This is a genomic window from Ruegeria sp. AE4 (genome assembly GCF_056542185.1).
Genome location: NZ_JBQFZK010000002.1, coordinates 348,168 through 362,342, shown reverse-complemented (window position 1 = coordinate 362,342; position 14,175 = coordinate 348,168). Strand labels below are relative to the sequence as shown.

Sequence of the window (14,175 nt, the reverse complement as noted above, 5' to 3'; positions counted from 1 at the left end):
CCCCCATGCGCGACGCTGCCCCCACCACGATCTTCCTGAAAGACTACACTCCGTTTGGTTATCTGCTGGACAGCGTACACCTGACCTTCGATCTGTCCGCACATGCAACACGGGTCACGTCGCGTATCGCGTTTCGTCCAAATCCCGACGCGACCGATCGCACCTTTTTCCTGCACGGCGAAGATCTGAACCTGATCCGCGCGTCCATCAACGGATCCGAAGTTTCGCCTGACGTCACGGACAAGGGCCTGACCGCCGGTGTTCCCGACGCCCCGTTCCTCTGGGAAGCCGAGGTTGAGATCGATCCGGGCAACAACACGGCGTTGGAGGGGCTTTATATGTCGAACGGCATGTATTGCACCCAGTGCGAGGCGGAAGGTTTCCGCAAGATCACATATTATCCGGATCGCCCCGATGTCATGTCCACCTTTACCGTGCGCATCAATGGCGACCTGCCGGTTCTTCTGTCGAACGGCAACCCCTCGGGCAAGGGCGAAGGATGGGCCGAATGGACCGACCCGTGGCCCAAGCCTGCCTATCTGTTTGCGCTTGTCGCTGGGGATCTTGTGGCCCATCCTGATCGGTTCACCACCAGATCAGGCCGGGATGTTGAGTTAAACCTGTGGGTGCGTCCGGGGGATGAAGGCAAGTGCGCCTTCGGCATGGAGGCGCTGAAGAAGTCCATGAAATGGGACGAAGATGTCTATGGCCGTGAATACGATCTGGACGTCTTCAACATCGTCGCCGTCGATGACTTCAACATGGGCGCGATGGAAAACAAGGGGCTGAACATCTTTAACTCTTCGGCTGTTCTGGCCAGTCCTGAAACCTCGACCGATGCCAATTTCGAACGGATCGAGGCGATCATCGCGCATGAGTATTTCCACAACTGGACAGGCAACCGCATCACCTGCCGCGACTGGTTCCAGCTGTGTCTGAAAGAAGGCCTGACCGTCTTCCGCGATGCACAGTTCACATCCGACATGCGCTCGGGCCCTGTGAAACGCATACACGACGCCATAGACCTGCGCGCGCGGCAATTCCCCGAGGATAACGGCCCGCTCTCGCACCCGGTACGACCCGAAAGCTTTCAGGAAATCAACAATTTCTACACGGCCACGGTTTACGAAAAAGGTGCCGAAGTCATCGGCATGTTAAAGCGGCTGGTCGGGGATGAGGCCTATGCAAAGGCGCTGGACCTCTATTTTGACCGCCATGACGGGCAGGCCTGCACGATCGAGGATTGGCTGAAAGTGTTCGAAGACACTACAGGCCGCGACCTGACCCAGTTTAAACGCTGGTACAGCCAGTCGGGCACGCCGCGTTTGACCGTATTTGAAGATTGGGCCGACGGGACCTTTACCCTGACACTGAAACAGCGCACCGATCCCACACCGGGTCAGGCAGAGAAACTGCCGCAGGTGATCCCGGTCGCCGTTGGCCTGCTGGGACCAAACGGGGATGAGGTCCGCACGACCGAAGTGCTGGAACTGACAGAGGCCGAGCAAAGTTTTCAGTTCACGGGGCTTGCGACAAGGCCCACAGCTTCGATCCTGCGCGATTTTTCGGCACCGGTCATCCTGGAACACGATCATTCAAACGCCGAACGCGCGTTTCTGCTGGCGCATGACACAGATCCGTTCAACCGCTGGCAGGCTGGCAGATCGCTGGCGCAAAACACCTTGCTGCGGATGATCTTGGACGAGGCAACCCCGGACGCCGATTACCTTGACGGGCTGCTGGCCGTGCTGCGCGACGACACGCTGGACCCGGCCTATCGCGCCTTGATGCTTGGGCTGCCGACGCAATCCGAACTGGCTGCGGCATTGCATGAACACGGTCAAACGCCCGATCCGATGGCAATCTGGTCGGCGGTCGAAACGCTGCGGCAGGCCACGGCACAGCATGTGCAGGATCTGCTGCCCCGCCTGCACAGCGAGGCGTTGGTTGATGGCCCCTACAGCCCGGATGCCCAGCAATCCGGAAAACGCGCCCTTGGCAGTGCGGCATTGGCGCTGACCTCTCGTCTGGACGGAGGGGCAATGGCGGCCGCTGTGTATACCAAAGCGGATAACATGACCCTGCAACTGACAGCCCTGTCCTGCCTGTTGCGTGCCCGCAAGGGCGAGGCCCAACTGACCGCCTTCTATGACCAATGGCATCATGACCGGCTGGTCATGGACAAATGGTTTGGCTTGCAGGTGACCATGGCCGCCCCCGAGGCGACACCGGAAACGGCGAAGGCATTGACCGGGCATCCCGATTTCAACTGGAAGAACCCGAACCGGTTCCGCGCTGTCATGGGGGCCTTGGCGATGAACCACGCAGGGTTCCACCAGCCGGATGGTGCCGGGTACAGCCTGCTGGCCGATTGGCTGATCCGCCTTGATCCTGTGAACCCGCAAACCACGGCACGGATGTGTTCAGCTTTTCAGACCTGGAAACGGTACGACACCGGGCGTCAGGGCCAGATGCGCGCGCAGCTTTCTCGCATTGCAGAAACACCGAACCTGTCGCGCGACACGACGGAAATGGTATCCCGCATCCTCGGCGCATGACACCCTACAGCTTTACCCGCCGCAACCGGAACACACGAACACTGGTCATTCTGGCCAGTGTCTACGCGACCCTGCTGGCGCTGGTCATCCTGTTCGACGCGGCTTGGTGGGTTGTCGGCCTGCTGTCTCTTGCCACTCTCCCCGCAATCTGGGACGTGATCCAGAATACCAGCGCTGGCGTGCATCTGGACCGGGATGCGGTGCGCTGGTTCACGGGCAATCGTAAGGGAGATATCCCGATGCGGGATATCGACCATTTCCGATTTGACACCCGGTGGGACTTTTCCGTTCGCCTATCCATCGTCCTGAAATCCGGGAAACGAATCCGGCTGCCAGATGAGTCTCTGCCGCCGCATCGGGATCTGGAAACCATTCTGAAACAGGCAGGTTTTCGCGTAAACCGTCATCATTTCACTGTTTTCTGAAACACTGCGTGATCTAAGGGCGCATTGGACACAAAAAACAAAGTTTATTAAGCAAATTACTTGAATTGAGCCTGATACCTCGCCAGACTTCAGACTCAGTTAAGTGTTTTTACAGTTTTGAGTTTTACCATGTTTCGGTCGTTAAGGGCGCTGTTTGCCCAGCCCATATCCAATCCCACGGACGCCTCAGAAGATCTGTGCGCAACGAAATCTGCGCTGGCCGCTGCCCTGCCTGAACATGGGCAGCTCAACATTCCTGTTGCAACGTCGAATTGCGACAATCTGATTGGACATTCTACAATCGAACATGGGCGCTATCTGGCCAGACAGGATCGCTGGACCGAGTTGTCCGATGAAATGCGTGCAGCGGATCAGGATCGTGCCGCCGTATCAGATGGTATGCCGATTGCCGATCTTTTGGCGTTCGGGGCCAGATCTGACGTGGTTCTGGCTGCGGAACATGCACTGTCGGACGGCAAGGCCATATCCGATTACGATTTGCTGGGTGGTATTTCGGAACTGGAAGGCGAGTTGTCAGACAATCCTGGTGATCCGATGATCGCTGCCGTTGTGGCGCTGGCCCATATCGACCTGGCCTGGGCCTGGCGCGGGAACGCCACGGACACGGCCCTTCCACCCTTGCACCGTTCGCGCTGTGCCGCTCATTTCGACCGGGCCGCTGCGATCCTGCCCAAGTGCAAGGCGGATGCACCGAACAGCCCTCTGATTGCGGCCGCTGGTTGTGCCCTGTTGGCCGGGCAGCGCAAATCAAACGCCCGCGTTGCCGATGAGTACGAGCGTCTGATCACGCTGGATCCGCGCAATCAGCGTCACATGCGCGCGATGGGCAGCCATCTATTACCCCGGTGGTTCGGCAGCTACGCGGAACTGGAATTGCAGGCATTGCGCAATGCCGTCCGGACACAGGATATCTGGGGCGCTGGTGGATATACGTGGGTGCAATTCGATGCCATCGCTTTGGACGAAGAGGCCTGCGCACAGGTCGATGTCGAGTATTTCCTTGAAGGATTGCGCGATATCGTAGGTCTGCGCCCTGACCAGCAGATGATCAATATGTTGTCGGCCTATTGTGCAATCACCATTCAGAATGGTCACGGGCTGAACGAAAAGGCAGACAATGTCCGCGCTCAGATGCGCGACACCGCAAACTGGCTGATCCGCGATCACCTGACCGAGCTTCACCCCCTGATCTGGGCCCATGCCGCCAACGGGTTCAACAACTCGGTCCGCATCAACTCGCCCGAGCGGTTTGCTGCGCGCGGTCAGCGCGACGCGCTGCGCGCTATCTCGGATTTGTTCCGGGATGAACTGCGCAGCGGCAAGGATGTAACCTTTACATCGTCCGGTCTGCAGTTTTCCAAGAACTGAACGCGTCAGGATTCCCCCTTGCCCCTAGGCCCTGCCGGGCCTAATACGCAGGCTTAGACTTCTGCGGAAATGAGGCGCGCCATGCTCGACCTGACATACGATATGCCCAAACCCAAAACCATTGCCGGGGCCAAGCACGATTGGGAACTGGTAATCGGGATGGAGGTGCATGCGCAAGTCTCATCCAATGCCAAGCTGTTCTCGGGCGCGTCCACAAAATTCGGGGCCGAGCCGAACTCGAACGTGGCTTTCGTGGATGCGGCGATGCCGGGAATGCTGCCGGTGATCAACGAGTTCTGCGTGGAACAGGCGGTGCGCACCGGGCTGGGCCTGAAGGCGGATATCAACCTGAAATCGGCCTTTGACCGCAAGAACTATTTCTACCCTGACCTGCCGCAAGGTTACCAGATTTCCCAGCTTTATCATCCCATTGTGGGCGAAGGCGAGGTTCTGGTCGAGATGGGTGACGGCACTGCGCGCATGGTGCGGATTGAACGTATCCACATGGAGCAGGACGCCGGCAAATCGATCCACGACATGGACCCGCACATGTCTTTTGTCGATCTGAACCGGACCGGTGTCTGCCTGATGGAGATCGTCAGCCGCCCTGATATTCGCGGGCCGGAAGAGGCCGCTGCATACATTGCCAAGCTGCGTCAGATCATGCGCTATCTGGGCACCTGCGACGGCAACATGCAGAACGGCAACCTGCGGGCGGACGTGAACGTCTCGATCTGTTTGCCGGGTGCTTATGAAAAATATCAGGAAACACAGGACTTTTCGCATCTGGGCACCCGTTGCGAGATCAAGAACATGAACTCGATGCGGTTCATCCAGCAGGCCATTGAGGTTGAGGCCCGCCGCCAGATCGCCATCGTCGAAGCCGGTGGCAAGGTCGAGCAGGAAACCCGCCTGTATGATCCGGACAAGGGCGAAACCCGGTCGATGCGGTCCAAGGAAGAAGCGCATGATTACCGCTATTTCCCCGATCCCGACCTGCTGCCGCTGGAGATCGAGCAGGCATGGGTGGACGATATCGCCGCCCATCTTCCAGAGCTGCCTGACGACAAAAAAGCGCGCTTTATCAGTGAGTTCGGCCTGACCGACTATGACGCCTCGGTACTGACTGCCGAAGTTGAATCGGCGGCCTATTTCGAAGAGGTCGCGCAGGGCCGCAATGGCAAACTGGCCGCGAACTGGGTGATCAATGAGCTTTTCGGACGTCTGAAAAAAGAAGACCACGACATCACGGAGTCGCCCGTTTCTCCGGCGCAGCTGGGTGGGATCATCGACCTGATTTCCTCTGATGCCATCTCGGGCAAGATCGCCAAGGACTTGTTTGAAATCGTCTATACCGAAGGCGGTGACCCGGCGCAGATCGTCGAGGATCGCGGGATGAAACAAGTCACCGACACCGGTGCGATCGAGGCCGCACTGGACGAGATCATCGCGGCCAATCCGGCCCAGGTCGAGAAGGCCAAGGTGAACCCGAAACTGGCGGGTTGGTTCGTGGGTCAGGTGATGAAGGCGACCGGCGGCAAGGCCAACCCGAAGGCCGTTAACGATTTGGTCAGCAGGAAGCTGAGTTCCTGAACCTTACAATTTGTACAAGCCTGCCAGTGGCAATTGTCAGGTTTGTACAATCAGATTTCCACGATTTCTTAAGAAATGGGGTCAGCTCATCGGCTTGACTTCGCCCGTGATTGCACCCTTTCTTCCGCCCCAGAGAGGTGAGGTATCATGCAGAACAGATTTGATCAGGAACTCGAAGATCGGCTGGTGCGTTACGCGGCGATCGACAGTCAGAGCGACGAGACCTCGGCGACCACGCCGAGCACCCCGATACAGTTCGACATGCTGAACCTGCTGAAGCAGGAACTGACCGAGATCGGCGCTAGCGATGTGACGCTGACGGGTGACAGCGTGGTCGTCGCGACCATCCCCGGCACCGCACCCGGCCCGACGGTAGGCTTTCTGGCGCATGTGGATACGGCCCCCCAGTTCAATGCAACGGGCGTCAAGCCGCGGGTGATCAAGGGATATAACGGTGGTGACATTTCCTTTCCGGATGACCCGGATCTGGTGCTGTCCCCGGACGAGAACCCCTATCTGGCCGAAAAGATCGGACATGATCTGATCACGGCATCGGGCACCACCCTGCTGGGCGCGGATGACAAGGCCGGGGTGTCGATCCTGATGACCATGGCCCGGCATCTGATCGAAAACCCGGATATCCCGCACGGGCCTATCCGCATTGCCTTTACCCCGGATGAAGAGATCGGGCGCGGCGTTACCGAACAGCTGCCCAAGGATCTGGGGGCGGATTTCGCCTATACTCTGGACGGTGCCGAAGTGGGCGAGATCGAATATGAAAGCTTTTCGGCCGACCGTGCCGTGATCCGGATCGAGGGGGTATCGATCCACCCCGGACTGGCCAAGGACAAGATGGTGAACGCAGCCCATCTGGCGGCGAAGATCGTGCAGACCTTGCCGCAGGCCACCATGACACCCGAAACAACCGATGGCCGCGACGGGTTCATTCATGTCACCGACATGAGCGGTGGATCGTCCGAGATGGAAATCAAGCTGATCCTGCGCGATTTCGAGATGGAGGGCCTTGAGGCGCAACGTGACATCGTACGGCAGGTCTGTGCCGCCGTGCAGGCCACGGAACCGCGCGCGACCATCACCTGCGACATCAGCCACCAATACCGGAACATGCGCTATTGGCTGGAAAACGACATGACACCTGTTGATCTGGCGCGCGACGCCTGCCGCGAGCTGGGGATCGAGCCGCTGTCGGTCCCGATCCGCGGCGGCACCGACGGATCGCGCCTGACCGAGTTCGGCACCCCCTGCCCCAACCTGTTCACCGGAATGCAGTGCATTCACGGGCCGCTGGAATGGATTTCGGTGCAGGACATGGCAGTGGCGACCGAGCTGTGCCTGTCGGTTGTGACCAAGGCGGCACAGGCTGGCGGCAATAATCAGGGCTGAAAACCGCCGGTCGGGCGACGACCCTTTCACCCGGGGGTCAGCGTGGTAAGTTGGCGTGAACAGGTATTTAGGAACACTTGATGCAGCTTTTTGAATACAAGGTCGTCCCCGCGCCGCAAAAGGGCGTGAAAGCCAAGGGCGTGAAAACGGCCGAGGGCCGCTTTGCGGTCTCGGTCGAACAGGTTCTGAACCAGATGGCGCAGGACGGCTGGGAATACCAGCGCGCCGAGCTGCTGCCCAGCGAGGAACGCTCGGGCCTGACCGGATCGACCACAAACTGGCGCAATGTGCTGGTGTTCCGGCGGGTCGTGGCCGAGGAAGTCGATGCGTCGGTGATCGGAGACGTGCCCGAGTTTGACGACACCCCGTTGGCCCAACCGATCCCCGGCCCCGGTGTGGTGGCCGCGCCGAAACCAATCTCGGAAGAAGCGCATGAGCCGCCTTTGTCGTTGAAAAGCCGGGACCAGGTTGACCAGGATACGGATACCGCGGGCGACAAGAAAGACGCCTGAGACGGATCAGGGTTTGACCCGTGGTCACACCTGAAACACGCTGTCGACCGGAGATTGAGCAGCTGTCCTGCGGGCAGGTTTGGCGCTGCGGGCGCGATATGTGCTTATCAACCCAGCGAAATCTGTGGCATGTTAGCCGGACAACCGGGAGGGACTTTGAAATGGGTATTCGGCAGACACAGGGGCGGGCACGCCTGTATGACAGCATCCTTGATACAGTCGGCGATACGCCCTGTATCCGGGTCAACCGGATCGCGCCGGAGCATGTGACCGTTTATGTGAAGTTCGAAGCGTTCAATCCGGCGGGGTCGGTCAAGGACAGGCTGGCGCTGAATATCATTGAGGCGGCAGAACGGGATGGGCGGCTGAAACCCGGTCAGACGGTTGTCGAGGCAACATCGGGCAATACTGGGATCGGGCTTGCCATGGTCTGTGCGGCCAAGGGATATCCGCTGGTCGTGACGATGGCCGAAAGCTTTTCGGTCGAGCGGCGCAAGCTGATGCGCTTTCTGGGCGCGAAGGTTGTTCTGACCCCCAAAGCAAAAAAGGGGTTCGGCATGTATACCAAGGCCAAGGAACTGGCCGAGGAAAACGGGTGGTTTCTGGCCAGCCAGTTCGAGACTGCCGCCAATGCCGATATTCACGAGAACACGACCGCGCGGGAAATCCTTGCGGATTTCGAAGGCAAGCAGCTGGATTACTGGGTGACGGGCTATGGCACCGGTGGCACGGTCGCCGGAGTATCACGGGTGTTGCGCAAAGATCGGCCCGATACGAAAATCATCCTGACCGAACCGGCAAATGCCGCCATCGTGTCGTCAGGCTATGTGAATACGCGCAACGACGATCACCAGCCCACCGAAAGCCACCCCAATTTCGAGCCGCACCCGATTCAGGGCTGGACGCCGGATTTCATTCCATGGGTCCTTCAGGAAGCCATCGACAACGCCTATTACGACCAGCTGATCCCTGTTCCGGGGCCGCAAGGGATTGAATGGTCGCGCCGCCTTGCCTCGGAAGAGGGGATATTCACCGGGATCTCGGGCGGGTCGACCTTTGCGGTGGCGATGAAACTGGCCGAAACCGCAGCGCCGGGAGCGGTCATGCTGGTGATGCTGCCGGATACGGGCGAGCGTTACCTGTCGACGCCTCTGTTCGAGGGGATCGAAGACGTCATGACGGATGAGGAATATGCGATCTCGGCCTCGACCCCATCCGCGCAGATGAGCGCAGAATAGGGCGCAGCGTCAGGTTCCGATATCCAGCGCCAGCGCGTGGATGCGGGGCACGATGTCGCCCAGCGCCTTGTGCACGGCCCGGTGGCGGGCGACGCGGGATTGACCGGCGAATGCGGCGGCGCGGATGCGGACGTTGAAATGGCTTTCGCCGCCTTCCCTGTGACCTGCATGGCCGCGATGGCTTTCGCTGTCGTCGATCACGTCAAGTTCATGCGGGTCAAAGGCGGCTTGCAGGCGGGTTCGGATTTCGTCGGTCACGCTCATTTTTTTGCTCAGCGGCAAAATTTTTGCCGCCCCCCTCTTCTACTTTCGGCTGCTTAGACTAAACTGCTGCCTCCGAGTCGAAAAGATGCGTTCGTGAGGATAGAGCATGGCGAAATCAGACCCCTTCGGATTCGATATGTCCGTTTCCAGCGCCAAGAAAAAGAACCCGCGTGGGCGCCGGGGCATGTCGGGCGCGTCCGAGACCTCGGTCCGGATCTGCGATCACGACGGGTGTGACGAGCCGGGCAAGTTCCGCGCGCCAAAGGCACCGGATGTTCTGGATGACTATTTCTGGTTCTGCCAGCAGCACGTGCGCGAGTATAACCAGAAGTGGAATTTCTTCGACGGCACCACCGAGGCCGAGCTGAACGCGCAGCGCTCGAAGGACAAGGTTTGGGAGCGCGAAACCAAGCCGATGGGAGACCCGGAGGCGCGCGCCTGGGCCCGTCTGGGCATTGAGGACCCGCATCAGGTTCTGGGCGCCAACAGCACGCAGAACAAGGGGCGCACCTCGGGTGGTGGCGGACGTCGCCTGCCCCCCACTGAACGCCGTGCAATCGAGATTCTGGAAGCCCATGACAGCTGGTCCAAAACCGAAGTGCGCAAGGCGTACAAGAAGCTGATCAAGGTGCTGCATCCGGACATGAACGGCGGCGACCGGTCGCAGGAAGAGCAGTTGCAAGAGGTCGTCTGGGCCTGGGACCAGATCAAGGACAGCCGGAATTTCAAGTAGGGCCGCCGTCAGTCGCCAGCTGTTTACACAGTTTGAACGGATTGTGAGGATGCTGTCTGGAAACCTGTTTCAATTCCCGCAATAGTGGCAGGGAATAGAACCAGAGCTTTTCCCGGAGCAACCGCTGTGCGTATGCCTTTCTTTTTGTTGCTTGCCTCACTTTGTGGGCTGGTCGTGGCGCAGTTCTATCCAACCGAGATGGACTGGCTTTTCCTTTTGGCCCTGCTTTGTGTGTTCGCCAGTACGATCCTTCTGATCCGGGCCTGGTTCGGCTGGCGCAGGGCCAACACATGGATCATCGTGGACGGGTCGAACGTGATGCACTGGAAAGACGGCGCCCCGGATCTGGCGACGTTGCGGCAGGTTCTGGCCAGCCTGAAGCAAGCCGGGTTCAAACCGGGCGTCGTGTTCGACGCGAATGTCGGGTACAAGGTCGAAGGGGAATACATGAACGACCGGGCGCTGAGCCGCGCCCTGGGCTTGCGGGCCAAGCGGGTCATGGTCGCGCCCAAAGGCACGCCGGCAGATCCGCTGATCTTGCAGGCCGCGCGGGACAGCAGGGCGCGTATCGTGACAAATGACAGGTTCCGCGACTGGGAGGACGAGTTTCCGGATGTGTTGAAAGCGGATCGCCTTGTGAAAGGTGGTTTTCGCAAGGACGAGCTTTGGTTTTCGCTTTGACCACGCGACCACAGCTTTACGCAACGATCCGGGTTTCGTAGCGTTCAGGAGTGATACCGACGGGCCCCTGCCCCGAAATAACCGTGTTGGATGCAAGCACCGTGGCACGCAAAGAGCAGAAACCGCCAAAAGCCAAGATCCCGCCGGATCATCCGTTTTCTGACATCGTCAGCGAAGCCTACAGGGTTTTCACCTATCCAAAGCCGACCAGTATCGAGGTTTGTGAGGGCTGCTGCATGGACGCCGACATTGAGGCCGATTTCTTTACACCGCCCATTTCCGAGCTTCCCCTGCATTACGTTCAGGACTGGTTCTTTGCCGCTTGTGATCCTGCGGGGATAGCCCGCGACACATGGGGGTACCTGCTGCCCCGGATCCTTGAGATTCTGGCCGTGGACGAAGACCCCGCCAGCGTTGGGCTGGAGGTGAGCCTGAACCGGTTTGAAACCGGCAACCCGAAGAACTGGTCGCCCGAGGAATGGCAGGTTCTGGACCGGTTCCAGCGTGCATATCTGAAACGCGAAATGGCACGGGAACGCGGCTGCCTGGACGATACGCTTTGCATGTTCGCCCTGGCAGGATGGCCGCTGGAGTCGCTGTTCGAACAGGTCGCCGCAAGCCCGGATACCGAATTGGTGCTGCGTCTGTGGCGCGATTGGTGTGCATATTGTATTCCGGGGCGGGACTCGATCTGGATTACCGCATTCTGGAACAGCCCCGGCAATACGCAGGCCTTTGAGTTTTACACCTCGGAAGCGATGCACGACAGGGTGACCCGCATCGCGTTCGCCGAGGACACTCCGAAGGATATCGCGGAAAAGGCGCTGGCCGTAGCCAGTGTTATCGAGACCCATGCCGATTGGGCAATGGGTGGGTTGAGCGGGTCTTGAAACCTGTGCCATGCCGGTGTGATCCCCGGCGGATGAAGACGTCAATCCTTGTTTGATTGGTCCCTGATTAGCAACTACTGCACTATAGCGTCCAACAGCGAGGTATCGTCCGGGTACGCGCGCCTATCAGTGGCGCCACGATTTCCGCAACGCGGGACTAATCTGCGAACACGTCTCGCAACGCGCGCGCCTCGCGCCCGGTCAGGCAGCTTAGGCGCGTTTGGGGGGGCGGTCCTGCGTCTGAAAGCAACCCCGGAAAGAGCGCGCGCAGTTCCTCGACATCGTCGCGGTGCAGCGATTTCAGCGCCATGTCGCCCGGAAACAGGCTTTCGCTTTGCAGACCGTGCGAGGTGAGGATCACATGTTCGGCGCAGGCGATATGGTAGTATGTCACCGCCTCATCCGTCGTCACCTGCCGGATGGTATCATCGTTGACCAGATGAATGGCCGCGCAGAACACGCTTGGTGCACCAAAATAAAGCTCGGCCCGCCAGCCCCCCAGCACAACGCGGTGTTGCGGAGAAAGGTAAAGATCCCTGTCGGGAAGACCCTTGCCCAACGCATCGCGCCGGATGCAAACCGGGTTGTATTGGGGCCGGATGCGCAGGATTTGCGCACTGAGTGTTCGTTTGCCGATCCATTCGATGGGCAGCGTGGTCCCACCGGCCACGCAAACCCGGTCGCCCACAGCCAAATCCTCGACCGGGCGCGGGCCGCAATCCGTTTCGATCAGGGTGCCCGAAACAAAACAGGGCGGATCGGTCGGGTTCAGATCATTCGGGGTGATCTTCCAGTTGCCCGTGGTCATCGGACCGGTTGGGTTATTCGCATCCCAGGCGTAAATCTGTCCGCCGACCTGAATGAACTCTCCGGTTTGTCCGGTTCCGCGATAGTTTCCCTGACCAAGATAGGTGTAGGGCTGGAAGGTCGTGCCCCCGTCAAACGACACCATCGATCCGCTGATGATCGCGGATTGTGTCGTGTTCTGGACGATGAGATCGTTCTGGCCCGTTGTCTTGGCCGTATGGAGAAGAACGCTAAATGCCACCTGGCGTCACCAAGGCCATGTTGGCAGATATCGACGCGTGCTGATCACTCGACCCAGAGCAACATTGCAGACGGAGCCGCACCCGGCATTCCCGTTTCACCAACACCCGATCACTTATAAAACGCCCCATAAGACCATTTTATATGTCTGATAAGGTCACTTTCCACAACATATAGTTTGCCGAATGCCCACCTGCATGCAGCATTTCGGACACATGGTTCGGCATCTGCATCCGATCAGGCCGCGCTGTCATTGAGGAGCGCAGCGTGATCTGTGTCTTGTACCCGTCGCAGTTGAGGATCACCCGCGCGTCAATAGGGCCAGTTTGAAAGAAAAACCTGCTCACCTTTCCGAGCGGGCGGCTTTCCCTTGCCCTTGCCCGCAATATGTTGCACCACACACGGGTTCAAACCCGGCAATACGGGCCAAAGGATAAGGACAAGGCGAATGGCTGACGGATCGATCGATGTAAACGCAAAACCCACCGAAGATATCTCGGTCCGTGACGTATTTGGCATTGAGACGGATATGAAGGTCAAAGGGTTTGCCGAAGCCACCGACCGAGTGCCCGTCATCGACCCGACCTACAAGTTTGACCCCGAGACGACATTGGCGATCCTGGCAGGTTTTGCCCATAATCGCCGGGTGATGATTCAGGGTTATCACGGCACCGGCAAATCGACCCATATCGAGCAGGTCGCCGCCCGTCTGAACTGGCCCGCCGTGCGCGTGAACCTGGACAGCCACATCAGCCGGATCGACCTGATCGGCAAGGACGCGATCAAACTGCGCGATGGCAAGCAGGTGACCGAATTCCACGAGGGCATCCTGCCCTGGGCCCTGCGCAACCCTGTCGCCATCGTATTCGACGAATATGACGCAGGCCGTGCGGACGTGATGTTCGTGATCCAGCGGGTGCTGGAACATGATGGCAAGCTGACCCTGCTGGACCAGAATGAGATCATCACGCCGAACCCGTGTTTCCGCCTGTTTGCCACTGCAAACACCGTGGGTCTGGGCGATACCACGGGGCTGTACCACGGCACCCAGCAGATCAACCAGGCACAGATGGACCGCTGGTCTCTGGTCTCGACCCTGAACTATCTGAGCCATGACGCCGAGACGATGATCGTGCTGTCGAAGGCGCCGCATTACAACACCGCCGAGGGGCGCAAGACCGTCAGCCAGATGGTCACCGTGGCCGACCTGACCCGGACCGCCTTCATGAATGGCGATCTGTCGACGGTTATGAGCCCGCGAACCGTGATCAACTGGGCGCAGAATGCCGAGATCTTCCGCAACGTGGGCTATGCTTTCCGCCTGTCGTTCCTGAACAAATGCGACGAGTTGGAACGTCAGACCGTGGCCGAGTTCTATCAGCGCTGCTTTGACGAGGAACTGCCGGAGAGCGCCGCGAGCGCGAGCTTGGGCTAATTGGTG

The 14,175-nt window shown here is 59.3% G+C and carries 13 protein-coding genes; 11 read left to right on the top strand and 2 right to left on the bottom strand.

Annotated features, from left to right (window positions below; genetic code table 11):
* Window positions 1-5 precede the first annotated feature (5 nt).
* The 7 genes from pepN to cysK all read left to right on the top strand — a co-directional run bounded on the left by pepN (window position 6) and on the right by cysK (window position 9,119).
* The gene (gene pepN, locus ACR0EK_RS06020) at window positions 6-2,558 is read left to right on the top strand and encodes an aminopeptidase N (protein WP_480486257.1); all 2,553 of its coding nucleotides are present in this window, start codon (window positions 6-8) and stop codon (window positions 2,556-2,558) included.
* Complete coding sequence (locus tag ACR0EK_RS06015; RefSeq protein ID WP_480773213.1) at window positions 2,555-2,983, top strand: hypothetical protein; 429 nt, start codon at window positions 2,555-2,557, stop codon at window positions 2,981-2,983. Before pepN ends, ACR0EK_RS06015 begins: the two co-directional genes overlap by 4 nt.
* Window positions 2,984-3,112: 129 nt before the next feature.
* The gene (locus tag ACR0EK_RS06010; RefSeq protein WP_480486261.1) at window positions 3,113-4,372 is read left to right on the top strand and encodes a hypothetical protein; all 1,260 of its coding nucleotides are present in this window, start codon (window positions 3,113-3,115) and stop codon (window positions 4,370-4,372) included.
* A gap of 81 nt (window positions 4,373-4,453) precedes the next feature.
* Entirely contained in the window at window positions 4,454-5,965 is a 1,512-nt protein-coding gene (gatB, locus tag ACR0EK_RS06005) for an Asp-tRNA(Asn)/Glu-tRNA(Gln) amidotransferase subunit GatB (protein ID WP_480967662.1), read from the top strand.
* Window positions 5,966-6,112: 147 nt separating this feature from the next.
* Window positions 6,113-7,369 (top strand): peptidase T, encoded by a 1,257-nt coding sequence (pepT, locus tag ACR0EK_RS06000; RefSeq protein ID WP_480506275.1) that lies wholly within the window; start codon window positions 6,113-6,115, stop codon window positions 7,367-7,369.
* A gap of 80 nt (window positions 7,370-7,449) precedes the next feature.
* A complete protein-coding gene (locus tag ACR0EK_RS05995) occupies window positions 7,450-7,881 on the top strand; it encodes a DUF4177 domain-containing protein (RefSeq protein ID WP_480967661.1) in 432 nt (143 codons plus the stop codon).
* Between the two features lie 161 nt (window positions 7,882-8,042).
* Window positions 8,043-9,119, top strand: coding sequence for a cysteine synthase A (cysK, locus tag ACR0EK_RS05990; protein ID WP_480967660.1), 1,077 nt, complete (start codon window positions 8,043-8,045; stop codon window positions 9,117-9,119).
* A gap of 9 nt (window positions 9,120-9,128) precedes the next feature.
* On the opposite strand, the gene ACR0EK_RS05985 is transcribed toward cysK, so the two are convergent.
* Window positions 9,129-9,383, bottom strand: a complete 255-nt coding sequence (locus ACR0EK_RS05985; protein ID WP_209597754.1) for a BolA family protein — start codon at window positions 9,381-9,383, stop codon at window positions 9,129-9,131.
* A 106-nt stretch (window positions 9,384-9,489) separates the two neighbouring features.
* Between ACR0EK_RS05985 and ACR0EK_RS05980 the strand changes: the two genes are divergently transcribed.
* The 3 genes from ACR0EK_RS05980 (at window position 9,490) to ACR0EK_RS05970 (ending at window position 11,687) form a co-directional block, all read left to right on the top strand.
* Window positions 9,490-10,116, top strand: coding sequence for a J domain-containing protein (locus tag ACR0EK_RS05980; protein ID WP_480475989.1), 627 nt, complete (start codon window positions 9,490-9,492; stop codon window positions 10,114-10,116).
* Window positions 10,117-10,248: 132 nt separating this feature from the next.
* Complete coding sequence (locus tag ACR0EK_RS05975) at window positions 10,249-10,797, top strand: NYN domain-containing protein (protein WP_480899142.1); 549 nt, start codon at window positions 10,249-10,251, stop codon at window positions 10,795-10,797.
* Window positions 10,798-10,898: 101 nt separating this feature from the next.
* A complete protein-coding gene (locus tag ACR0EK_RS05970; RefSeq protein WP_480967659.1) occupies window positions 10,899-11,687 on the top strand; it encodes a hypothetical protein in 789 nt (262 codons plus the stop codon).
* Between the two features lie 157 nt (window positions 11,688-11,844).
* Here ACR0EK_RS05970 and ACR0EK_RS05965 read toward each other — a convergent pair whose 3' ends face one another.
* Entirely contained in the window at window positions 11,845-12,735 is an 891-nt protein-coding gene (locus tag ACR0EK_RS05965) for a Hint domain-containing protein (RefSeq protein ID WP_480967658.1), read from the bottom strand.
* A 447-nt stretch (window positions 12,736-13,182) separates the two neighbouring features.
* Between ACR0EK_RS05965 and cobS the strand changes: the two genes are divergently transcribed.
* A complete protein-coding gene (cobS, locus tag ACR0EK_RS05960) occupies window positions 13,183-14,169 on the top strand; it encodes a cobaltochelatase subunit CobS (RefSeq protein WP_209504507.1) in 987 nt (328 codons plus the stop codon).
* Window positions 14,170-14,175: the final 6 nt, after the last annotated feature.